Genomic DNA, 22018 nt, shown 5'->3' with positions numbered 1-22018 from the left:
ATGGCTAACGAACCTATTCCGGTATACGTCTTTACCGGCTTTCTGGAGAGCGGCAAGACCAAGTTCATTCAGGACATTCTCGCGGACCCGAACTTTACCGAGAACGAGCGCACGGTGCTGCTGCTGTGCGAAGAAGGCATCGAGGAGTACGACGAGAAGTGGCTGCTGCACTACGGCACCGCGCTTGTGCCGATCGAGTCCGAGGACCGTCTGACGCCGAATATCCTCAAGCGCGTGGAGCAGAAATACCAGCCGGACCGCATTCTTGTTGAGTACAACGGCATGTGGAAGCTGGAAAAGCTGATGCAGGCGTTTCCTGCCCGCTGGGAGCTGTACCAGATCGTCACCACGGTCGATGCGACCACGTTTGAGCTGTATTCCAACAACATCGGCCCGATGATGTTCGAGCATATCACCACTGCGGATCTGGTTGTGTTCAACCGCTGCACGGACGCGCTGAAGGATATGCTGTACAAGAAGAACATCAAGGCGATGAACCCGCGTGCGGCGATCTATCTGGATGACGTGAACGGCAATTCCGAGGACTACGCCCGCAATATGCCGCTGCCGTTTGACGTGGATGCGGATATCATCGACATCCAGCCGGAGGACTACGGCCTCTGGTACATCGACGCCACCGGCGACCCGATGAAGTATGACGGCAAGACCGTCCGCTTTCTTGCCCAGGCATACGTCGGCAAGGATGTGCCCGCCGACAGCTTCGTGCCCGGCCGCTTCGGCATGGTCTGCTGCGCGGATGACGTCACCTTCCTCGGCTTCCTCTGCCGCTATCCCGACCGCGATCAGCTGCATAACCGCGACTGGGTCAAGGTAACGGCGTCCATCACCGTCGAGGAGCTGCCGCAGTACCGCGGTCCCGGTCCGGTGCTGCATGCCATCACGGTAGAACCCGCCGAAAAGGCGAAGGAAGATATCGTTTACTTTAACTGAATCTTCTCCATACAACGTAAAAAGAGACGAGCCTGCTTGGTTCGTCTCTTTTCTGCTATAACAACAAAAACCGCCCGAAAGGACGGTTTATTGACAATATTCTGTCGTATATGCTATACTATAAGCAGATGTTGTTCCGATAGCGGTCAGACCTTCTTTCTTTCCTCGGTTTGGGGAGGAAAGGAGGTGTCGCAAATGCAGAAGAAATTGCTTCGGCTTTTCGTATGTGCAGTAATCCTGCTGTACATTTTCTGTATAAAAGCGCACTGACCGCTCGATTAGGCCTCGAACGGTCAGTGACTAAAAATCGCTAATCAATTAAGGTCTGACTGCCTGAACAGCATCCCTTGGGTATATTATACCCGAGCAGCCCCGGTTTTGTCAAGTACGGCAAAGCCGGGGTTTTGCTTTGCATGCAGCGATTACTGCCTGCTGATTGCTAATTTCTAATTAGAAAAGCATGTCCCCCGCCACACAGCAGTGACGGGGGACAGGGACAAAAGGGGGATACAGACGATTCATAAACTCCATGAACGTCTTTTGAAAGACTGGTGACGGCTTGAGGGATTAGCCAATGCCACCGTACATAATGCCGAGGATCAGTGCAGCAATTGCACAGATAACGTATACCCACTTGCCAAGCGGGAAGAACCAGCTGCCGATGGGCTTCTTAGCGCCTTCGTTAACAGCAGCAAGTGCCTTTTCCTTGCCGAGTACCCAGAAGAACATAACGCCAGCCAGAGCAGCGCCGAGCGGGCAGATGTAAATGGAAACAACGTCCATCCACTGAGAGGTCCACGGCTGAATTGCGATGGAAACGACCAGACCGATCACACCGATGGTGCCAACGGCTGCTGCACGCTTAAACTTGAACTGCTCCTGCAGGAAGGCGATCGGTGCTTCGTACAGGTTTACGATGGAGGATACACCTGCGAACAGTACGCAGACGTAGAAGATCGCGCCGATGATACGGCCGGCAGGCATTGCGTTGAATACGTTTACGAGGTAAACGAACATCAGGCCGGGGCCGCCCTTTACGTCGTTGATGCCGGCGCCGAGAACAACTGCCATTGCCGGAATGATAACGATTGCTGCCAGCAGAGCTGCAAGGGTATCAAATACTGCTACGTTGCGTGCGGAGGACGGGATATCCTCGCTCTTGGACAGGTAGGAACCGTAGATTACAGAACCGTTGCCTGCAACAGACAGGGAGAAGAACGCCTGACCGAATGCAAATACCCACAGGTCGGGCTTAGCCAGACCGGCCGGATTCAGGGTCAGAATGTACTTATAGCCTTCGGATGCGCCGGGCAGAGTGCCGATGTAGACTGCCAGTACGAGGAACAGACCGAACAGAACAGGCATCATGATCTTGTTTGCCTTCTCAATGCCGCCTGCAACGCCCATTACCATGATGGCGAGGGAAACGACCAGTGCAACGATCTGCCATACGCCGTTGCCGATGCCGAAGAAGCCGGCCGACGCCATTGCCTTGAGGGCTTCAGGAAGCGTTTCTGCCTCCGGTGCGGTCATGCCGAAGGTGCCGCCGATTGCGCCCATGTCCGTGCCGAGATTGAACAGGCTGCCGGAGAGGGACATGAAGGTGTACTTGAAGATCCAGCCGAGAACGACCGTGTAGCCGATTGCCAGCATCAATGCACCGATGATCGGGATTGCGCCGATGGCCTTACCGGATTTCTCACTGCCGGTGCGCTCCTTGGTACACATACCGAACGCACCAACCGGACCTGCGGCTGCACGACGGCCGAGAGCGAACTCCTCGATAACGCCGGTACTGCCGATCAAAATTACAAAGATAAAATAGGGAAGCAGGAAGGTCATGCCGCCGTACTTCTGCACCATGATCGGGAAACGCCAGATGTTGCCCATACCAACCGCAGAGCCGATACATGCCAGAATAAAACCCCATTTACTCTGGAAACCATCTCTCTGTTCTAAGTTTTTAGGCTCTTTACTCATTATCTTACACCCCTTTAATGTGTAAATGGATAGAAAAAGGGCGTCCTCTTTGCCGCAGAAACTGTTTAGTTTTCTGGGAAAAAGAACGCCCTTGTCCTTTGCTTTCCTGTGCACTTTCCACGCGGCACAGGTTACGCCCTGATTATCAAGTTATAAAAAGGTCAGGAGAAATTCCTGTTATGCAATGCCGCGGCGCCTTTGCTGCGGTATTGGCGTGAATACCGCACAATTTATGCAATTATGCGGTATCGCCTTTCACGAAAGGATAGAACAGGGAATTACTTCTCTTCGTTTGCGTACGGCTCCAGGAATGCGTGGAAGTGACGCATCGGCAGCTTGTGGCCCCAAACGATACGCATGTTCGGGATGGACTCACGATCCTCGTACAGAGCCTTAACAGCTGCGATTACATAGTCCAGATGCTCCTTGGTCAGACGGCTGCGGTCGATTGCGAAGCGAACTACGTTAGCCAGCTCAGCCTGCTGCTCCGGAGTCTTCAGGTCATACTCCATGGAGAAGTCGCCCAGCTCGGATACACGGATACCATAGCGGCGGATCAGCTCAAGCGAGAAGCCGGTGCCTGCGAAGGTGGTGTGATCGCGCTTGCCGTCGAAGAACTCGTCCATGTTGATGTATACAGCGTGGCCGCCTGCCGGCAGTACAACGCCCTTGACGCCAGCCTTGTAGAAGCCCTGTGCCAGATACTCGCACTGGGATACACGGTCATGCATATAGCCGAAGTCGCAGGACTCGTACAGACCAGCTGCCAGAGCCATGATGTCACGGCCGGACATGCCGCCGTAGGAGTCGTTGCCGTAGCAGGAGATCTGCTTAACCTTGATCAGAACGCCAACGTCGGTCTTAACCGTGCCGTCTTCGTTGAAGTCGGAGAACTTCTGCCAGAACAGGCCCTTATCGCGGAATGCCAGCATGCCGCCCATGTTAGCGTGGCCGTCCTTCTTAGCGGACATGGTGAATGCGTCGCAGTAAGAGAACATCTCGGTAGCGATCTCAGCGATGGACTTGTCAGCGTAGCCTTCCTCGTTCATCTTGATGAAGTAAGCGTTCTCAGCCCAGCGAGCGGTATCAAATACCAGCGGGATGTCGTACTTATGAGCTACGCGGTTGATCTCACGCAGGTTGCCCATGGATACCGGCTGACCGCAGATCGGGTTGTTGGTGATGCAGGTGAATACCAGCGGTACGTTCTCCGGACCAACAGAGGTGATCAGCTGCTCGAGCTTCTCGATGTCCATGTTGCCCTTGAACGGGTTCTTCTCGTAGGAGCCGCCTTCCGGAATTTCGTACAGCAGTTCCTTGTTGTACAGGTTACGCGGAACAGAGCCCATCTGCTTGATGTTGCCCTCGGTGGTATCGAAGTGACCGTTAGACGGAATGGTGAATACCTTGCCCGGATGACGAGCAGCCAGGATCTTCTTAACGATTTCCATCAGAACGGACTCAGCTGCACGGCCCTGCTGGATGATGAAGGAGTTCGGACGCTCCATCTGAGCTGCGCCGCCGTTGAACAGGCCGCCTTCGTACTCGCACAGATAAACTTCGTCCATCATCTTCTCGATGTCACGGCAGTCGGTGCGAACGAGGTCGATGATCTTCTTCCAGTTCTTCTCGCCGCCGCGCTCGAAGATGTCGCGGAAGGTGTCGAGCAGAACGTAATAACCGGTGTTGCGGCCGTAAGCCTCGTCGCCGAGGAACAGGGTAGCCAGCTGCTGGTTGGTCATTGCGGTGGTGCCGGAGTCAGACAGCATATCAACGGTCAGCATGCCGGACGGGAATGCGAACTCGTTCCAGTGCGTTGCATTCAGTGCGCGCTCGCGCTGCTCAACGGTTGCCTGCGGAAGATCGCGTACAGCGTATGCACAGTGCTGCGGCATTGCTACATCCAGCGGATAGTGCTTCTCGTTCTTGTTCATTTTTCATTACCTCCATTAAATCGTGCGTTTTACGCCGTTTGTGTTTTGGAGGTACCCCGGTTGTCAAAGTCGGTTTTCCGGTTCCGGCTTTGCTTAGCGGACAGCACCTTTCTTTTTTGCTGTTTTCTTTTCTTTTTGGTTTGCCTTACGGCAGGAGAGCGGTTACCTCAATCTCGACGAGAGCGTCCTTGGGAAGTCTTGCAACCTCCACAGCGGAGCGTGCGGGATAGCTGCCTTCACCGAAGAAGGTGGCGTAAACCTCGTTCATCGCGCCGAAATTGTTCATGTCGCTCAGGAAGACGGTAGTCTTGATCACCTGATCCATACCGGTTCCTGCCTCAGCAAGGATTGCCTTTACATTGGTGAGCGACTGCTTGGTCTGTGCTGCGATCCCTTCCGGAAAAGCACCGGTTGCGGGATCAATCGGAAGCTGACCCGAAGTAAATACGATACCGTTTGCTGCAATTGCCTGTGCATACGGGCCGATGGCTGCGGGTGCGTGTTCCGAACAGATAACCTTTTTCATTTCCTGCTCAGCCTCCTTTCGTCCTTTCGTGAGATAAATTTATCACTTTTAAAATTCTTTGTCAAGATGTATTTGTGCAATTTGGATGAATGAATAAAAAAATCTCGCGTATTTATCAATATTATCAACAACTATTGTGAAAAATGATAATTTTGAACAGACTTTTTGTACAAAAATACTGCGTAAAATATTTACTTTTTTCACCTCGCACTTAGAAAAGTTTATTATTTTACAGAACATGGTAATTAAAGCGCGAATTTATAAAAAATTTTTGTTATCCTACTAAAACAATGCGATGAAGAATTCATGAAGAATCGCAGGGAGAGCGGTACTGCCGCGGAAAATAATAAAAATTCCGACACCGACTAACCGGGGCAGGGAAAAGACATCCCGCGTTTGCACTTCAAATAAAAGCCTGCGTATGCTATAATAAATTGGATTACATTTCACAGGGAGGTGCACCGCATGCCGGACGAAAAACTCACCGCTTACCGCGGCGGCAAGGCGCTTCGCCGCGGCTGGACAACCGGCTCGTGCGCGGCGGCGGCCTCGCAGGCGGCGGCTGTGCTGCTGCTGACCGGAATTGCGCCGCCGGAGATTCACCTGCACACGCCGGGCGGCATCACCTTCTGCCTGCCGGTCGAGGACGCGCATATGAGCGGAAACGCGGCTGTCTGCACCGTCCGCAAGGACGCGGGCGACGATCCGGACATCACAAACGGGGTCCGCATCACGGCTTCCGTGCGCCGAATCGAAAAGGGCGTTACCATAGAGGGCGGCGCCGGCGTCGGACGAATTACCCGCCCGGGACTGGCGATGCCGGTCGGAGAAGCGGCGATCAATCCCGGGCCGCGGCAGCAGATCACGGACGCGGTGCACCGGGCCGCGGAACAGAACGGATACGGCGGCGGCTTTTCTGTCACCATTTCGGTGGAGGACGGCGAGGCACTTGCCGCCCAGACCTACAATGGCCACCTCGGCATCGTCGGCGGCATCTCGATTCTCGGCACGAGCGGCATCGTTGAGCCGATGAGCGAAAAGGCGCTTGTGGACACCATCCGATTGGAGCTGGACAGCCTGTACGCGCAGGGACAGCGCATTGCGTTCCTGTGTCCGGGCAACTACGGCGCGGATTTCGCGCGGGACACGCTCGGCCTTGACCTTGAACGCGCGGTCAAGTGCTCCAACTTCATCGGTGAGGCGTTCGACCACGCAGCGTACCGCGGCTATCCGGAGATTCTGCTCGTCGGACACGCCGGAAAGCTGGTCAAGATGGCTGCAGGCGTGATGAACACGCATTCAGCGGTCGCAGACGCACGGCAGGAGATTTTCACCGCGCATGCGGCACTGTGCGGCGCACCGCGCGAGACACTCGAAGGACTGATGGCCGCCATCTCGGTGGACGCGTGCGTGGAGCTGCTGGACGAGGTGAATCTGCGCCAGTCCGTCCTGTCGCGCATCGGCAGGGAAATGGAAACCCGCATCGCCCTGCGCATGAAGGGGCAGGCACGCGTAGAATTCATCATGTTTACGGGAAAATACGGCGTGCTGGCCGAGTCGGCGGGCGCGCGCGCACTCTGTGAGAGGTTGAAACTGCAATGAAGGGTATTTTATATGGAGTCGGCGTCGGTCCGGGCGATCCGGAGCTGCTGACCGCCAAGGCAATCCGGCTGCTGCGCGAGTGCGATGCGGTCGCCGCACCGAAGTCCGCCGACGGCAGACAGACCGCACTGGATATTGCTTCGCCGTACATCGGGCAGGACAAGACGATCCTGCTGTTCGATATGCCGATGACGCACGACAAGCAGGTGCGGAACGCCAGCCACGACGCGGCGGCAGACGCGCTCTGTGCGCTGCTCGACGAGGGCAAAACCGTGGTGTTTCTCACGCTCGGTGACCCGACGGTGTATTCTACCTACTGGTATGTACACAGGCGCGTGGCCGCTCGCGGTTATGCTGCCGAGCTGGTGCCCGGCGTGCCGTCCTTCTGTGCCGCGGCTGCCGCCATGGGCCGCGCCCTGTGCGAGGACGGGGAAATGCTGCACGTCATTCCGGTCACGCACGGCAGGGCAGAGGAGGGACTTTCTCTCTCCGGCAGCAGGGTGCTGATGAAGACCGGAAAGAGTGTATTGGAGGTGCGCGAACTGCTCCGGCAGCGCGGCGAACTCGGCAGCGCGGCGCTGATCGAACGCGTTGGCATGGACGGTCAGCGGCTGATCGAAGATTTAGATGCGCTTGAACAGCCGAGCGGCTATTTCTCTATTATATTGGTAAAGGAGCAAAGCGAATGATCTATTTTGTGGGTGCAGGCTCGGGTGCGCCCGATCTGATCACGGTACGCGGCGCACGTCTGCTGAGCGAGGCAGATGTGATTGTTTACGCCGGTTCACTGGTCAATCCGGCGCTTTTGGACTACAAAAAGGACGGATGCGAGGTATACAACAGCGCGAAGATGACGCTCGAGGAGGTCATCGCCGTGATGGCGCCTGCCGCGAAAGCGGGCAAAACGGTCGTGCGTCTGCACACCGGCGATCCGTGCGTGTACGGTGCGCACCGCGAGCAGATGGACGAGCTGGATAAACGCGGGATTCCCTACGAGGTCTGCCCGGGCGTGTCCTCGTTCTGCGGCGCGGCAGCGGCACTCAAAGCCGAGTACACACTGCCGAATGTCAGCCAGTCGGTCATCCTGACGCGCATGGAGGGCCGCACGCCCGTGCCCGAAAAGGAGCAGATCGAGTCGTTCGCGGCACACGGAGCCACCATGGTCATCTTCCTGTCGGCGGGTCAGCTGGCGCGCCTGTCCGAGCGGCTGATCGCGGGCGGCTACGCGCCGGACACGCCTGCGGCCATCGTGTACAAGGCCACCTGGCCGGACGAAAAGGTCGTGCGGACAACGGTCGCACACCTCGCCGAAGCCGGTGCGCGAGAGGGCATCACCAAGACCGCGCTCATCACGGTGGGCGGGTTCCTCGGCACCGAGTACGAGCGCTCCAAGCTGTACGATCCAACCTTTACGACCGAATTTCGTGAGGCAAGCCGATGAAGCACGCAAAATTTGTATCCTTTACCCTGTGCGGCGCACAGACTGTGCAAAAGGCGGTAAAACTCCTGCCGGATTTCCGGTGTGAGCGGTATGCGCGGACGGTGGATGCGTCGCTCTCGGGCACGAGCCTTAAGCGCTTTGCGCAGCAGGCGATGGTCGATTGCGACCTGATCGTGTTCGTGGGCGCGACCGGAATCGCGGTACGCGCAGCGGCGCCGTATTTGATGGGAAAAGCCTATGATCCGGCGGTAATCGTCATTGACGAGCAGGGAAAGTTCGTGATTCCGCTCCTGTCCGGGCATTTGGGCGGCGCCAACGAGATTGCAAAACGGCTTGCGGAAGGTCTGCAGGCTGTGCCGGTGCTCACCACCGCGACCGACGGTCGGCAGGTATTCGCCGTGGACACCTGGGCAAAAGCACATAGCTGTGCAGTCATGGAGCCGCATTATATTAAATATGTATCCGGTGCGCTGCTCAGAGGGGAAACCGTGGGCGTTCGCTCGGATTTTCCGATAGACGGGTTGCTGCCCGCCCGTATTGACCTCAAAAAAGACGCGGAAAGCGGGTTTACGATTGGATTTCGCACAGACGCACAGCCGTTTGCACACACGCTGCATCTTGTGCCGCGGATTGCACATCTCGGCATTGGCTGCCGCAAGGGCACGGGCGCGGATGCCATCGAGCAGACGGTTCAGGCGGCGCTTGCCTCGGCAAAACTGCCTTGGCAGGCGATCTGCGGCGCGGCGAGCATTGATATCAAGCAGAATGAGCCGGGTTTGCTGCTGTTTTGCGAAAAACACGGACTGCCGTTCCGTACTTTTACGGCCGAGCAGCTGCAGGACGCACAAGGCGAATTCAGCCGGTCGGCGTTCGTGCAGCAGACCGTCGGCGTAGATAATGTGTGCGAACGCGCGGCTGTGTGCGCAGCACAGAACGGCACACTTATCTTGCACAAATTCGCGCAGAACGGCGTGACGGCGGCTGTCGCCGTGCCGGACTGGCGCGTGACGTTTGAAGAACGGGAGGGTGAAGCATGAAGCTGTATTGCATCGGCATCGGGCCGGGCGGCGAGGAGCAGATGACGCTGCGCGCAGTGCGTGCTCTGGAAAAATGTGACTGCGTGGCAGGCTACGGCCTGTACCTTGATTTGATCGAGAACCTCATTTCGGGCAAGGAGCGCATCGAATCCGGCATGACACGCGAGGTTTTGCGCTGCAAAGCGGCGGTTGAGGCGGCAAAACAGGGCAAAACGGTCGCTGTTGTGTCCTCGGGAGATGCAGGTGTGTACGGCATGGCGAGCCTGCTGCTCGAGCTTTGCGAGCACGAGCCGAACCTCGAGGTCGAGGTTATTCCGGGCATCACGGCGGCCTGCTCGGGCGGCGCCGTGCTCGGCTCGCCGCTGACATGCGACTTTGCCTGCATCAGCCTGTCCGACCTGCTCACGCCGTGGGACAAGATCGAGCAGCGTCTGCGCGGCGCAGCGGCTGGCGATTTCTGCATCGTGCTGTACAATCCGTCGAGCAAAAAGCGCACCGACCATCTGCGCCGAGCCTGCGATATTCTGCTGGAGATCGTGTCGCCGGAAACCGTCTGCGGTCTGGTGCGCAGCATTGGCCGAGAAGGCGAAAGCTGCACGCTTACAACGCTCGGTGAGCTGCGTGATACACAGGTCGATATGCTGACCACTGTGTTTGTCGGCAACAGCCGCACGCGCGTGATGGACGGCCGCATGGTCACGCCGAGGGGGTATCGCGGCGTATGAAGCTGATGATTTTCTCCGGTACGACAGAAGGACATGATTTGTGCCGGTTTTTGTCGAAAAATAACGTGCAGGCGGAGGTTTTTGTTGCCACAGAGTATGGCGCAGCAGTAATGGAGCCGATGGCGGGAATCACGGTTCACGAGGGCCGTTTGGATGAGCGGGAGATGGAAAAGCGATTGACCTCGGACACGCTGCTCATCGACGCAACGCATCCGTACGCGGCGGCTGTGACCGACAATCTGCGGGCGGCCTGTGCGAAATCGGGCGCACGCTACGAGCGGCTGCTGCGGCCTGCCCTGCCTTATCAGAACTGCGAAATCGTGCTGGACACAGCCGCCGCAGTTGACTGGCTGAACGCGCACAAGGGCGCGGTCCTGCTCACCACAGGAAGTAAAGAACTGGAAGCGTACACGGCGGTGCAGGACTTCCAAACGCGCCTGTTCCCGCGCGTGCTGCCGACCGCGTCGGTGCTCGAAAAGTGCGCCGCACTCGGCTTCCCGGGCGCGCACATCATCGCCATGCAGGGCCCGTTTTCGCAGGCGATGAACGCGGCGCTGCTGCGCGAGACCGGCGCAAAAATCCTCGTGACCAAGGACACCGGCGCGTCCGGCGGCTTTGCGGAGAAGGTCGCGGCAGCCGAGGAGGTCGGCGCAAAGGTACTGGTCATTGCGCGTCCGCGTGTGGAAAACGGAAAAAATCAGGTGGAAATGCAGAGATTTCTCGCGGATTTGCTCGGCTTACAGCCGGAAAAAGTGCAGCGCATATTCACCATCATCGGGGCGGGCATGGGCACGGCGGATACGCTGACCGGCGAAGCGGTTCGCGCGTTGGAAACGGCGGAGGCGGTGTTCGCGACAAAACGGCTCGCGGCGCTGACCGCCAAAGCTGAGGTGTGCGCGTTCTCCGAGCTGGCTGAGCGGGCAATACAGTGCACAGAAAAGCACATATCTCTGCTCGTTTCCGGCGATGTGGGATTCTTCAGCGCGGCCGGAAAGCTGCGCGAGCGGCTCCTGCCATACGGCGGGGTAACACTCGTGCCGGGATTGTCAAGCATGCAGTATATGTGCGCGAAATGCGGCATTTCCTACGAAAATCTGTGTTTTAAGAGCCTGCACGGTCGCGCAGGAAATATTCTCGGTGCCGTAAGTTACCATGCGGCAACATTTGCGCTGACCGGCGGCGAGAACAACGCGCAGGCGGTTTGCAACAGCCTTACGGATGCGGGATTGGGCGCGCTCTCTGTTCATCTCGGGGAAAATCTCGGCGCGGAAAATGAGCGGATTGTGCACGGCACAGCCGCAGAGATCGCGCAGCTTTCATGCCCGGATTTAGCGGTTCTGCTGATCGAAAATCCGCGTGCGGCGAACAAAAACGAACCGATTCGAGATGAAATGCTCACGCGCGGAAAGGTGCCGATGACCAAGGAAGAGGTCCGGTGGGTGTCGGTGAACCGCCTGACTGTCCGACCGACCGACACGGTTTGGGACGTGGGTGCGGGCACCGGTGCGGTCACGCTCGAGCTGGCGCGCAAGGCTGGCGACGGCACGGTTTATGCCGTCGAGCGAAAGCCGGAAGCGGTCGCGCTCTTGCGTGAAAACCGCACAAAACTCGGCGGATATAATGTAAAAATCGTTGAAGGATTTGCACCGGAGGCGCTGGAGGACCTTCCGGCACCGGACTGCGTGTTCGTCGGCGGGAGCGGCGGCAGAATGCGGGAGATTCTGGCACTTGCCAGGGAGAAAAATCCGGAAGTCCGCGTGGTCGTGAACGCGATTGCGCTCGAGACCTTGTTTGCGGCGCAGACGGCCTTGAAAGAATTGGGGTTTTCTGACATCGAGGTCACACAGCTGGCAGCCACGCGCGGCAAGCCGGTCGGCGCGTACACCATGCTGACTGCGAACAATCCGGTGTTTATTCTGTCCGGGAGGGCCGCAAATGACACAAAATAATGCACCAAGACTGCTGCTTGCGGGCACCGGCAGTGGCTGCGGAAAGACGACGGTCACGACCGCGATTCTGCGGGCGCTGCAGCGCCGCGGCGTAACACTCAGCGCGTTCAAGTGCGGTCCGGACTACATCGACCCGATGTTCCACACGGCGGTTTTGGGCGTTCCGAGCCGCAATTTAGACCTGTTTTTCGAGGACGAGGCCGGTATTCGCAGTCAGCTTGCGCGGCATATCCGGCCGGACGGTTTCGGCGTGATCGAGGGCGTCATGGGCTTTTACGACGGCGTTTCCGGTACGACGGATACGGCTTCGGCGGCGCATCTGGCCCGCGCAACCGGCACGCCTGCGGTGCTGATCGTGCGGCCTAAGGGGCAGTCGCTGTCGCTTGCGGCACAGATTCACGGGTTCCGCACATTTGCGGAAAATACGCTTGCAGGAGTGATTTTGAACGGCGTTTCGGCGGGAATGTACTCGTTTTACAAACAAATTGCAGAGAAAGCGGGGCTGCCTGTGCTCGGCTTTTTGCCGCCGGTTCCGGAGGCCGAAATACCTGATCGCCACCTCGGTCTGGTGACGGCGGACGAGCTGTCCGACCTGCGTGAGAAAATTGATCGGCTCGCGGATGCGGCAGAGGAAGGCATTGACCTCCACGCATTGTGTGCATTAGCACAGACGGCGAAACCGTTGACCGATACGCATATGCCGCTCGCTCGTGCGACCGATTTTCCGGTGCGGATCGCGGTAGCCAAGGACCGTGTATTCTGCTTCTATTACGAGGATAACTTCGATGTGCTGCGTGAACTGGGGGCAGAGCTTGTGCCGTTTTCGCCGCTCACAGACGAGCGGCTGCCGGAGAATATCGACGGTCTGTACCTTGGCGGCGGATATCCGGAATTGTACGAAAAACAGCTTTCAGAGAATGAAATCATGCGAGATTCTATCAAAACAGCGATTCTAAACGGTTTGCCGACAGTTGCCGAATGCGGCGGATTTCTTTATCTGCTGCAGTCGCTCGACGGCGCGGCAATGGCAGGCGTGCTGCCGACTTCGGCGCACATGACGCACAGGCTGCAGCCGTTCGGCTATGTCACGCTCACGGCAAACAGTGATAACCTGCTGTGCGAAGCCGGTGGACAATTTCCTGTGCACGAGTTCCATTATGCACAGGCTGTGGATAATGGCACAGATTTTCGCGCGGTCAAGCCAAACGGGCGCGCGTGGGACTGCGGCTTTGCGTCGGACACACTCTACGCAGGATTTCCGCATTTGTATTTCCGTGCGAAAACTGAAATTGCAGCGAATTTTGTCCGAAAATGCGCAGAAAGGAGCGGAAAATGACACTTGAACAGACTGTTTCTGCCATCCGGCCGCTGGATGAGAAAAGCATGACGGCGGCGCGAAACCGCTTTGCAAATATTGCCATGCCGCTCGGTGGACTGGGTCTTCTGCAGGACGCGATTGTGCAGCTTGCGGGTATTCTCGGTCAGCCAGTGCCGGATATTTCCAGACGTGCAGCGGTTGTTTTCTGCGCGGACAACGGCGTGGTCGCCGAGGGCGTGACGCAGTGCGGGCAGGAGGTGACAGCCACGGTCGCGGAAAATATGGGCCGCGGCGAGTCCACCGTGTGTTTGATGGCAAAACATCTCGGAATGGATGTATTTCCGGTCGATATCGGTATTACACAGCCAATAAAGAGCGAAAAAGTGCTGCAATTTGCCGTTCGGCGCGGAACTGCAAACCTTGCACATGAGCCTGCCATGACGCGGAAAGAGGCGCTCGAAGTGGTCGAAATCGGCATTAAAATGGCGGAAATGTGTGCCGAAAAGGGATATTCGCTGCTCATTGGCGGCGAAATGGGCATCGGCAACACGACTACGAGCGCGGCAGTCACGGCGGCGCTCACCGGCGCGGAGGCTGCGGCGGTCACAGGACGCGGAGCGGGTCTGTCAACGGCCGGGCTGGAGCGAAAAATCGCAGTGATCGAGGCGGCGCTGGCGCTTCACAAACCCGACCCGAATGACTCGATCGACGTGCTGCACAAGGTCGGCGGTTTGGATATCGCGGGTTTGTGCGGCCTGTATCTGGGTGCGGCGGCGCAGCGCATTCCGGTCGTGCTTGATGGCGTGATTTCGTGCGCGGCGGCGCTTCTCGCCGTGCGATTGTGTCCGCAATCTGTGCATTTTATGGTCGCAGCGCACAGATCGGACGAACCGGCGAGCATTTTGCTGCTCGATGCACTCGGCAAGCGACCGTTCCTGACGGCGGGCATGCACCTCGGGGAAGGGACAGGCGCGGCGGCCGGCGTGGCGCTTTTGGACCTGGCACTGGCGCCATATCGGGAAATGGTGAGCTTCGCGGACATTGGAATGGAGGCATATCAGCCGCAAAAGTAGTTGTTTGTCTGACAGATAGCACAAATTTTTATATAAATATTGTGTGTAACGCCGATAAATGCGATCTGCCCGCATTCTTTGCAGGAATACTGTGTGCAGCAAAAAGCACCGAGCGTTAACTCGGTGCTTACGGTTCAAATTCTTAGCATTTCAGAGCTTCATCCGCGATATTTGCGGTGATTTTGTTATAGAACTCCTGCTTCTGCGCATCGTTTTCAAACGCTGAGAACGGCACGATGACCGCGGAGAATTCATCAACAAAAATATAATAATGCTTGTCATCGGTTGCGGTGCGCTGAACGGCCGAATACTGGTAAACGGTATCTTCGTTCTCGCCGGACAGCTCGAATTCGCTTTCACGCAGCGTGAGCGTTTTCGGTCCGCAAAGCTGTTTGTTCTTCGCGTTCTTGAGGATTTTCTCGATATTTTTGATCATTTTATGACGCATATAGCGCGGTGTGCCCCAGAAGCAGACGGCAGCGAGCGCAACGTAAACCGCGATGGAAACCGGCGTGAGCGTGTGCAGCCAGTACATGAGCGCACTGCCGCCGAGAATGACAATAGCCGCAGTGGCGATTCTCATGGTGCGAATGCTGCGTTGAACAATCGCATTATTGTTGTAATAATTCAAATTAAAATCAATAAAATCCTGTTTGGTGATATCGTAATGCAGCTCCATTTTTCCTTACCTCAACTTACTCGGATAAAGTTATTGTATCGAAAATCAGAGCGGATTGCAAGTCTAATTAAGAAAGGGGAGCGAAAATGCTGATTTTAGTGACCGGCGGAGCGGCTTCGGGCAAGTCGGAGCACGCGGAACGGCTGTTGTGTGAAAAAGCACAGAGTCGATTATATCTGGCGACCATGCAGCCGTTCGGCAAGTCTGCAGAGGCGCGGATTGCGCGGCATCGGGCGCTTCGTGCGGGAAAAGGGTTCGCTACGGTGGAGAGAACACTTGATTTAGCGAATCTCAGGCTCTCTCAGCAATACGACGGAATTTTGCTCGAGGATTTGGGCAATTTGCTGGCAAACGAGCTGTTTGCGCCGGAAGGCGCAGGCGTAGGATCGGCGTTCGACAGCATTGTTGCAGGCGTGGATAATCTGCAAAAATACTGTGAAACGCTGGTTATCGTTTCCAACGAAATCTTTGCGGACGGCGTGCCGTACCCGCCGGAAACCCTGCAATATATCAAGATATTAGGCGAACTGCATCAGGCGCTGACCGAACAGGCTGATGCGGTATATGAATCGGTATGCGGCATTTTACTGCCGATAAAAGGGGGAAAACAGCCTTGAAAAGTGTGATAAGCGGCCTTTTAGTGGCGTTTTCGATGTATTCAGCGATACCTGTGCCGCAGGTGAACTGGGAAAAACAGACCATGCGGTGGGCACTTGGCTTCCTGCCGCTCATCGGTGTGCTGATCGGTGCGATAGAGTGGTTCTGGTTCGCATTTTGCATGCATTTCGGCGCAGCAGGTGTGTTTTACGCTGCGATCGCAGCGCTGATTCCTCTGGCGGTGTCCGGCGGCATTCATCTGGACGGCCTGTGCGACACCTGCGACGCGCTGTGCTCGTTCGGCGACCGGGGAAAGCGGCTGGCCATCCTCAAGGACCCGCACGTTGGCGCGTTTGGGCCGCTCTGGCTGATGGCATTCCTGCTGGCCGAGGTCGGGTGTTTTGCCCAGATTTACGACCGGCCTGTGCTTCTTCCGCTGGCATGCACAGGATTTGCTTTCGCACGGGCGATGGGCGGCCGCAAGGTGGTTGCGTCACCGTGTGCAAAAGACAGCGGACTTGCACATATTTTTGCAGAAAACAGCGATAAACGCGCGGTATCGCGCATGTTAGTTGCTGAATTTGTTCTGTTTGCGGTGCTTCTCGGATTGTGGATATACCGCGTGCCGCACGCGCTTGCTGCGGCAAAAGTGCTCGTTATCGTGCTCGTTGTGTGGTATGCTGTGCATGAGCACATAAGCCGCCGTGTGTTCGGCGGTGTCACCGGAGACTTGGCGGGATTCTGCATCTCGCTGTCGGAACTGATCACGCTTGCGGCAGCAGCGATTGGAGGGCTGATTTTATGACCGTGCTCATCATTGGCGGCGCATATCAGGGGAAACGAAAAGTTGCCGAAAACCTGTATGCAGACCTGCCGAGAATTGAAAATCTGCACGAAATCGTGCGAAAAATGCTGAAGGAAGACAAAGACCCGCTGTCACTCGCTGATACGCTGTGCGGACACGTTATCACCTGCGATGAGATCGGCTGCGGCATCGTTCCTATCGACCGTGCGGACGAAAACTGGCGTGAAGCGGTTGGTCGTCTGTGCTGTGCTTTGGCACAGAAAGCAGACGCAGTCGTGCGCGTGATTGCAGGCGTGCCGCAATTCATCAAAGGAGAACAACCATGACGATAACCCTTGCCGTGCTGCTTGGCTTTGCGCTCGACTGGCTGCTCGGAGACCCGAAAAAATTGCCGCATCCGGTATGTGCGGTCGGAAAACTCATCTCAGCGGCTGAAAAAGTGCTGCGCCGCATCTTTCCCGCAACGCCCGCGGCACTGACATTCGCCGGAATTTTACTCTGGCTCATCACCTGCGGTGTGAGCTTTGCCGTGCCGTTTTTCCTTCTGCGCTGGCTGTATCATGTGAACTTCTGGTTCGGTTTTGCCGTCGAAACGCTGCTCTGCTGGATGATTTTCGCACGAAAAAGCCTCGCAGACGCCGGCTGCCATGTCTACGGCGCGATCAAGCAGTCGCTTGCGGAGGGCCGCAAGGCCATCGCGTGGTACGTCGGCCGCGACACCGCAGAGCTGTCCGAGGAGGGCGTTGTCAAGGCCGCTGTTGAGACCGTGGCTGAGAACCTGACGGACGGTGTGGTCTCGCCGCTCGTGTTCATGCTCATCGGCGGAGCGCCGCTCGGCATGCTGTACAAGGCGGTCAACACGCTGGATTCCATGGTCGGCTATCATAACGAAAAGTACGAGTATTTCGGCAAATTTTCGGCAAAAATGGATGATTTATTCAACTTTATTCCTGCCAGACTGTCCGCACTGTGCATGATCGCCGGTGCCGGAATGCTGCATCTCGATAACCGAAATGCGCTGCGGATTTATCGCCGAGACCGCAATAAGCACAAAAGTCCGAACGCCGGTCAGACCGAGTCCGCGTGCGCGGGCGCGCTGCACATCCAGCTCGGCGGCGATGCCAGCTACTTCGGCAAAGTCGTTAAAAAGGCCGCCTTCGGTGATCCGATCCGCCGCGTAGACCGCACGGATATTCTCGCAGCGGTCGATCTGATGACGGCAGCAAGCGTGTTTGCGCTGGTGCTGTGCTGTGTAATCCGCCTGATCGTAAAAAGTTAGGATGCTGTGCGAGAGAGAAAATTCGTATTTGAAAGGGTGACAACATTGCCAACCTATGTCCACGGCGGCGATATCCAAACCTACATCGACCGCCACGGCTTCGCGCCGCTCGACCTGTCCGCGAACATCAATCCGTTCGGCATACCGGACGCGGTACGCGCGGCCATGAACAGGGCTGTGGATAACTGCACGCAGTATCCCGACCCGTTTTGCCGCGCCGCGCGGCAGGCGATTGGTGCGAGAGAAGGCGTCAATCCGGATTTTCTGTACTGCGGCAACGGTGCGGCGGATGTGCTCGACCGTCTTGCGGCGGTGCTGAAACCGCGCAAGGTACTTCTCACAGCACCGACCTTTGCGGAGTACGAGCGCACGCTCTCAGGTGCGGAGATTCGGGTGCATAATCTGCGGGAAACGGACGGTTTTGCGCTCACAGAACGTATTTTGGACGAGATTTCACCGGATTTGGATGCGGTTTATCTCTGCAATCCGAACAATCCGACCGGGCGAACCGCCCAACCGGAGCTTCTGCGGAAAATCGTCCGAAAATGTACAGAAAACGGCGTAAAATCGGTTGTGGATGAGTGTTTCAATGACTTTCTGGAGGACGCCGCGCAGCACACACTGAAAGACCTGCTGGAATCCGATCCCGGCCTGATCATCCTGCGCGCGTACACGAAAATGTACGCCGTGCCCGGTGTGCGCTTCGGCTGGTGCATGACGGCGGACGCGGCGCTGATTGAGAAATTATACCATGCCGGACAGCCGTGGAACGTGTCGGTCATCGCGCAGGCGTGCGCCGTCGCGGCGGCAAACGAGCCGGACTGGGCCACGGAAACCGCCAAACGCATTGCCAAGGAACGCAGGTTTTTATCCGACGGACTTGCAGCCTGCGGACTGACCGTCTTTCCGGGCGAGGCCAACTTTCTGCTGTTCCGTTCAAACGATACCGGACTGCACGAAAAACTCGCGGAACACGGCATAATGATACGAAACTGCGATAATTATCGCGGACTTTCGGCAGGATATTATCGCGTTGCCGTAAAAACGAGAGAAGCAAGCAAGTGCTTGCTAAACGCAATCAAATTGATAATTGAAAATGGATAATGGAGAATGAAGGTACGCACTTTGCGCGGATTTGACAGCGCCGCGGGCGCAAGGGCAGTGACATTTTCCATTCTCCATTTTCGATTTTCCATTATGCGGGAGGTTTGCAAATGGCAAAAATTATCATGATACAGGGCACATGCTCAAATGCCGGCAAAAGCCTGCTTTGCGCGGCCCTGTGCCGGATTTTCCGGCAGGACGGCTACCGCGTTGCGCCGTTCAAGTCACAGAACATGGCGCTCAACTCGTTCATCACGGCGGACGGCAGGGAGATGGGCCGCGCACAGGTCGTGCAGGCCGAGGCGGCGGGCATCGCGCCCGATGTGCGTATGAACCCGATTTTGCTCAAGCCGACGAGCGATGTTGGCTCGCAGGTCATCATCATGGGCGAGGCGCAAGGAAACCGCACCGCGCGGGAGTATTGGGGGCACAAAAAGGCGCTTTTGCCCATTATCAAGGACGCATTTGACAGTCTTGCCGCCGAGAACGACATTATCGTGATCGAGGGGGCGGGCAGTCCGGCAGAGATCAATCTCAAGCAGGATGATATTGTAAATATGGGTCTGGCGAAGCTGGTGGATGCGCCCGTTCTGCTGGTCGGCGATATAGACCGCGGCGGCGTGTTCGCGTCGCTGTACGGCACGGTCAAGCTGCTCGATGAGGACGAGCAGGCGCGCATTCACGGTCTCATCATCAACAAATTCCGCGGCGACGTGGAGATTCTGCGGCCGGGTCTGACGCAGCTCGAGGATTTGACCGGCAAGCCGGTTATCGGCGTGGTGCCGTACGGTCATTTTGACATCGACGATGAGGACAGCCTGTCCGAGCGTCTGGACGCAAAGGCTGCTCCCGCACTGGTGAACATTGCGGTGGTAAAGCTGCCGCGTCTTTCCAATTTCACGGATTTTTCCGCACTTTCGCGTGTATCCGGCGTGAGCGTTGCGTACGCGGACAAACCGGCGCAGCTTGCCGGAGCCGACCTGATTATCCTGCCGGGCACCAAGTCCACGCTGGCAGACCTGCGCTGGCTGCGCGAGAGCGGCATGGAGGCGCAGATTCTCAAGGCGCACGCGGCAGGTACGCCGGTTTTCGGCATCTGCGGCGGCTATCAGATGATGGGACGCACGGTGTCCGACCCGGATAATACCGAGGGCGGCGGCAGTCTGCGCGGCATGAATCTGCTGCCGATCGACACGGTGTTCCGCCCGAGCAAGACCACGACGCAGACGCGCGGCACGCTGCTTGAGATTGACGGCGTGCTGTCCGATTTGAGCGGTCTGGCGGTTGAGGGCTACGAGATTCACATGGGCGAAACCGTGCGCGACGCGAGTGCAAAGCCGCTCGTTCGATTGCTTCGCAGGGAAGGCGAAATCGAGGACGGCTGTCAGACGGAAAACGCCTTCGGCACCTATCTGCACGGCGTGTTCGATGCACCGGAGGCGGCGCTGCGGACGGCGCAAGCACTGGCGAAAAAGAAGGGCGTGACGCTCACCGGTGAAGCGCTCGACACACACGCCTACAAGGAGCAGCAGTATGACAAACTGGCGGATTCGGTGCGAAAATCGCTCGATATGGAGTGGATTTACCACATTATGGAGGGAAAAGCATGACAGGACTCATTCATATTTACTGCGGCGACGGCAAGGGCAAAACTACGGCGTCGGTCGGTCTGGCGGTGCGCTGCGCGGGCCGCGGAAACAAGGTCGTGTTCGCGCAGTTTCTCAAGGATGGGACCTCGGGTGAATGCCGTGTGCTGGCGAAATTGCCCGAAGTGACCGTTATGGCAGCCAATCCGGTCGGCAAGTTCTCGTTCCGCATGACGGATGCGGAGAAGCGGGAGACAGCGGACGCGCTCACCCGCACCTTCGATGCGGCAACCGGCTTTGCCGTGCGGGAGCACGCGCGGCTGCTCGTGCTGGATGAGGTCTGCGCGGCAATCTCGTGCGGCTTTCTGGATGAGAAAACGGTCACGGACTTCCTCGAGACCAAACCGGAAACGCTCGAGGTCGTACTGACCGGACGGGGTCCGTCCGAAGCGCTGCAGGCACACGCGGACTACATTACAGAAATGAAAATGCAGCGGCATCCGTTTGAGAAGGGTATCGCTGCGCGGGAGGGAATTGAATTTTGAACGGATACATGAAGCCGCAGGACATCGAAAAGCGGTCGTTTGAGATCATCACCGCCGAGCTGGGCGAGCGCACGTTTCCGGCGGGCATCGCTGAGGTGGTCAAGCGCGTCATTCACACCACGGCGGATTTTGACTACGCGGACAGTCTCGCGTTCTCGCCGGACGTGATTAAAAAGGCAAAAGCCGCGCTTGCGGCAGGGGCAACGGTGGTCACCGATACCAATATGGCGCTCTCCGGGGTGAGCAAGGCGACGCTGGCAAAGCTCGGCGGAAAGGCGGTCTGCCTGATGGCAGATGAGCAGGTGGCAAGCGAGGCCAAGGCTCGCGGTGTCACGCGGGCGGTCGTTTCGATGGAGCACGCCGCCAAATTGGAAGGCCCGCTCCTCTTCGCCATCGGCAATGCGCCGACCGCGCTTATCCGTCTGCATGAGTTGATTGAGGAAGGCATTGTCGCGCCTGCGCTCGTCATCGGCGTGCCGGTCGGATTTGTCAACGTGGTCGAGGCGAAGGAGCTGTTCATCGGCGGGAACACGCCGTATATCATCGCACGAGGCCGCAAGGGCGGCTCGAATGTAGCCGCGTCCATTGTCAATGCACTGCTGTATCAGTTGGTGCATAGAGAAGGATTTTAAGCAGGAATTAGGAATTGCGTAATGGGTTGGCTGACCGGCGGCGGTTTTTCTCTGCACTCGCTTTCCGGTGCACACGAACCGCGCAGCGGTACGCTCTTTCCGGGCGGAGAGTATTGCCGCAGGCGCACAAAAAGGAGGAAACCAACGGTTTCCTCCTTTTTGTGAATCTTCCTCTTTGTCCCCGCGGCGGACGCCGCAATGTCCTCGCCCGGAAATTGCAAACCGCTCACGCGGTTCGGGCACCCCGCAAAGCCG

Annotated in this window: 21 protein-coding genes; 17 read left to right on the top strand and 4 right to left on the bottom strand. The window is 57.4% G+C overall.

Going from position 1 to position 22018, the window contains the following annotated elements; genetic code table 11:
* Complete coding sequence (locus ACWVX6_RS02470; RefSeq protein WP_455152262.1) at nt 1-951, top strand: TIGR03943 family putative permease subunit; 951 nt, start codon at nt 1-3, stop codon at nt 949-951.
* A gap of 567 nt (nt 952-1518) precedes the next feature.
* On the opposite strand, the gene ACWVX6_RS02465 is transcribed toward ACWVX6_RS02470, so the two are convergent.
* From ACWVX6_RS02465 to ACWVX6_RS02455, 3 genes are all read right to left on the bottom strand, one after another.
* Nucleotides 1519-2931: a sodium-dependent transporter gene (locus tag ACWVX6_RS02465; RefSeq protein WP_455152261.1), complete on the bottom strand. Its 1413-nt coding sequence runs from the start codon at nt 2929-2931 to the stop codon at nt 1519-1521.
* A gap of 278 nt (nt 2932-3209) precedes the next feature.
* The gene (locus tag ACWVX6_RS02460; protein ID WP_455152260.1) at nt 3210-4865 is read right to left on the bottom strand and encodes a tryptophanase; all 1656 of its coding nucleotides are present in this window, start codon (nt 4863-4865) and stop codon (nt 3210-3212) included.
* Nucleotides 4866-5010: 145 nt separating this feature from the next.
* The gene (locus ACWVX6_RS02455; protein ID WP_110435180.1) at nt 5011-5391 is read right to left on the bottom strand and encodes a RidA family protein; all 381 of its coding nucleotides are present in this window, start codon (nt 5389-5391) and stop codon (nt 5011-5013) included.
* Nucleotides 5392-5856: 465 nt separating this feature from the next.
* Here ACWVX6_RS02455 and cbiD point away from each other — a divergent pair, with 465 nt between their 5' ends.
* Genes cbiD through cobT form a run of 8 tightly spaced genes read left to right on the top strand, consistent with a single transcriptional unit; the run spans nt 5857 to nt 14536 of the window.
* A complete protein-coding gene (cbiD, locus tag ACWVX6_RS02450; RefSeq protein ID WP_455152259.1) occupies nt 5857-6993 on the top strand; it encodes a cobalt-precorrin-5B (C(1))-methyltransferase CbiD in 1137 nt (378 codons plus the stop codon).
* Complete coding sequence (gene cobI, locus ACWVX6_RS02445) at nt 6990-7682, top strand: precorrin-2 C(20)-methyltransferase (RefSeq protein ID WP_455152258.1); 693 nt, start codon at nt 6990-6992, stop codon at nt 7680-7682. The genes cbiD and cobI overlap by 4 nt, the downstream gene beginning before the upstream one ends.
* On the top strand, nt 7679-8434 hold the full coding sequence (gene cobM / locus ACWVX6_RS02440; RefSeq protein ID WP_455152257.1) for a precorrin-4 C(11)-methyltransferase: 756 nt from the start codon (nt 7679-7681) through the stop codon (nt 8432-8434). The genes cobI and cobM overlap by 4 nt, the downstream gene beginning before the upstream one ends.
* A complete protein-coding gene (locus ACWVX6_RS02435; RefSeq protein ID WP_455152256.1) occupies nt 8431-9471 on the top strand; it encodes a cobalt-precorrin 5A hydrolase in 1041 nt (346 codons plus the stop codon). Before cobM ends, ACWVX6_RS02435 begins: the two co-directional genes overlap by 4 nt.
* Nucleotides 9468-10196, top strand: coding sequence for a precorrin-3B C(17)-methyltransferase (gene cobJ / locus ACWVX6_RS02430; protein WP_455152255.1), 729 nt, complete (start codon nt 9468-9470; stop codon nt 10194-10196). The genes ACWVX6_RS02435 and cobJ overlap by 4 nt, the downstream gene beginning before the upstream one ends.
* Nucleotides 10193-12145, top strand: a complete 1953-nt coding sequence (cobK, locus tag ACWVX6_RS02425; RefSeq protein WP_455152254.1) for a precorrin-6A reductase — start codon at nt 10193-10195, stop codon at nt 12143-12145. The genes cobJ and cobK overlap by 4 nt, the downstream gene beginning before the upstream one ends.
* Entirely contained in the window at nt 12132-13481 is a 1350-nt protein-coding gene (locus ACWVX6_RS02420; protein ID WP_455152253.1) for a cobyrinate a,c-diamide synthase, read from the top strand. Before cobK ends, ACWVX6_RS02420 begins: the two co-directional genes overlap by 14 nt.
* Entirely contained in the window at nt 13478-14536 is a 1059-nt protein-coding gene (gene cobT / locus ACWVX6_RS02415; protein WP_455152252.1) for a nicotinate-nucleotide--dimethylbenzimidazole phosphoribosyltransferase, read from the top strand. Before ACWVX6_RS02420 ends, cobT begins: the two co-directional genes overlap by 4 nt.
* Nucleotides 14537-14678: 142 nt before the next feature.
* Here cobT and ACWVX6_RS02410 read toward each other — a convergent pair whose 3' ends face one another.
* On the bottom strand, nt 14679-15119 hold the full coding sequence (locus ACWVX6_RS02410; RefSeq protein ID WP_158578261.1) for a YcxB family protein: 441 nt from the start codon (nt 15117-15119) through the stop codon (nt 14679-14681).
* 182 nt (nt 15120-15301) lie between these two features.
* Here ACWVX6_RS02410 and ACWVX6_RS02405 point away from each other — a divergent pair, with 182 nt between their 5' ends.
* The 8 genes from ACWVX6_RS02405 (at nt 15302) to ACWVX6_RS02370 (ending at nt 21763) form a co-directional block, all read left to right on the top strand.
* Nucleotides 15302-15832 carry a bifunctional adenosylcobinamide kinase/adenosylcobinamide-phosphate guanylyltransferase gene (locus ACWVX6_RS02405; RefSeq protein WP_455152251.1) on the top strand — a complete coding sequence of 177 codons (531 nt, stop codon included), beginning with the start codon at nt 15302-15304 and terminating at the stop codon, nt 15830-15832.
* The gene (locus ACWVX6_RS02400) at nt 15790-16617 is read left to right on the top strand and encodes an adenosylcobinamide-GDP ribazoletransferase (protein ID WP_455152250.1); all 828 of its coding nucleotides are present in this window, start codon (nt 15790-15792) and stop codon (nt 16615-16617) included. Before ACWVX6_RS02405 ends, ACWVX6_RS02400 begins: the two co-directional genes overlap by 43 nt.
* Nucleotides 16614-16943: a bifunctional adenosylcobinamide kinase/adenosylcobinamide-phosphate guanylyltransferase gene (locus ACWVX6_RS02395; protein WP_118728938.1), complete on the top strand. Its 330-nt coding sequence runs from the start codon at nt 16614-16616 to the stop codon at nt 16941-16943. Before ACWVX6_RS02400 ends, ACWVX6_RS02395 begins: the two co-directional genes overlap by 4 nt.
* Entirely contained in the window at nt 16940-17896 is a 957-nt protein-coding gene (cbiB, locus tag ACWVX6_RS02390; RefSeq protein ID WP_455152249.1) for an adenosylcobinamide-phosphate synthase CbiB, read from the top strand. Before ACWVX6_RS02395 ends, cbiB begins: the two co-directional genes overlap by 4 nt.
* A gap of 45 nt (nt 17897-17941) precedes the next feature.
* Nucleotides 17942-19000, top strand: a complete 1059-nt coding sequence (locus ACWVX6_RS02385; protein WP_455152248.1) for a pyridoxal phosphate-dependent aminotransferase — start codon at nt 17942-17944, stop codon at nt 18998-19000.
* Nucleotides 19001-19110: 110 nt separating this feature from the next.
* Nucleotides 19111-20610, top strand: coding sequence for a cobyric acid synthase (locus tag ACWVX6_RS02380; protein ID WP_455152247.1), 1500 nt, complete (start codon nt 19111-19113; stop codon nt 20608-20610).
* Nucleotides 20607-21131 (top strand): cob(I)yrinic acid a,c-diamide adenosyltransferase, encoded by a 525-nt coding sequence (locus ACWVX6_RS02375; RefSeq protein WP_455152246.1) that lies wholly within the window; start codon nt 20607-20609, stop codon nt 21129-21131. The genes ACWVX6_RS02380 and ACWVX6_RS02375 overlap by 4 nt, the downstream gene beginning before the upstream one ends.
* Nucleotides 21132-21139: 8 nt before the next feature.
* A complete protein-coding gene (locus ACWVX6_RS02370) occupies nt 21140-21763 on the top strand; it encodes a precorrin-8X methylmutase (RefSeq protein ID WP_455152322.1) in 624 nt (207 codons plus the stop codon).
* The last annotated feature ends 255 nt before the right edge of the window (nt 21764-22018 follow it).

This window comes from Butyricicoccus sp., assembly GCF_977037065.1.
This window is presented reverse-complemented; position numbering and strand designations above follow the sequence as displayed.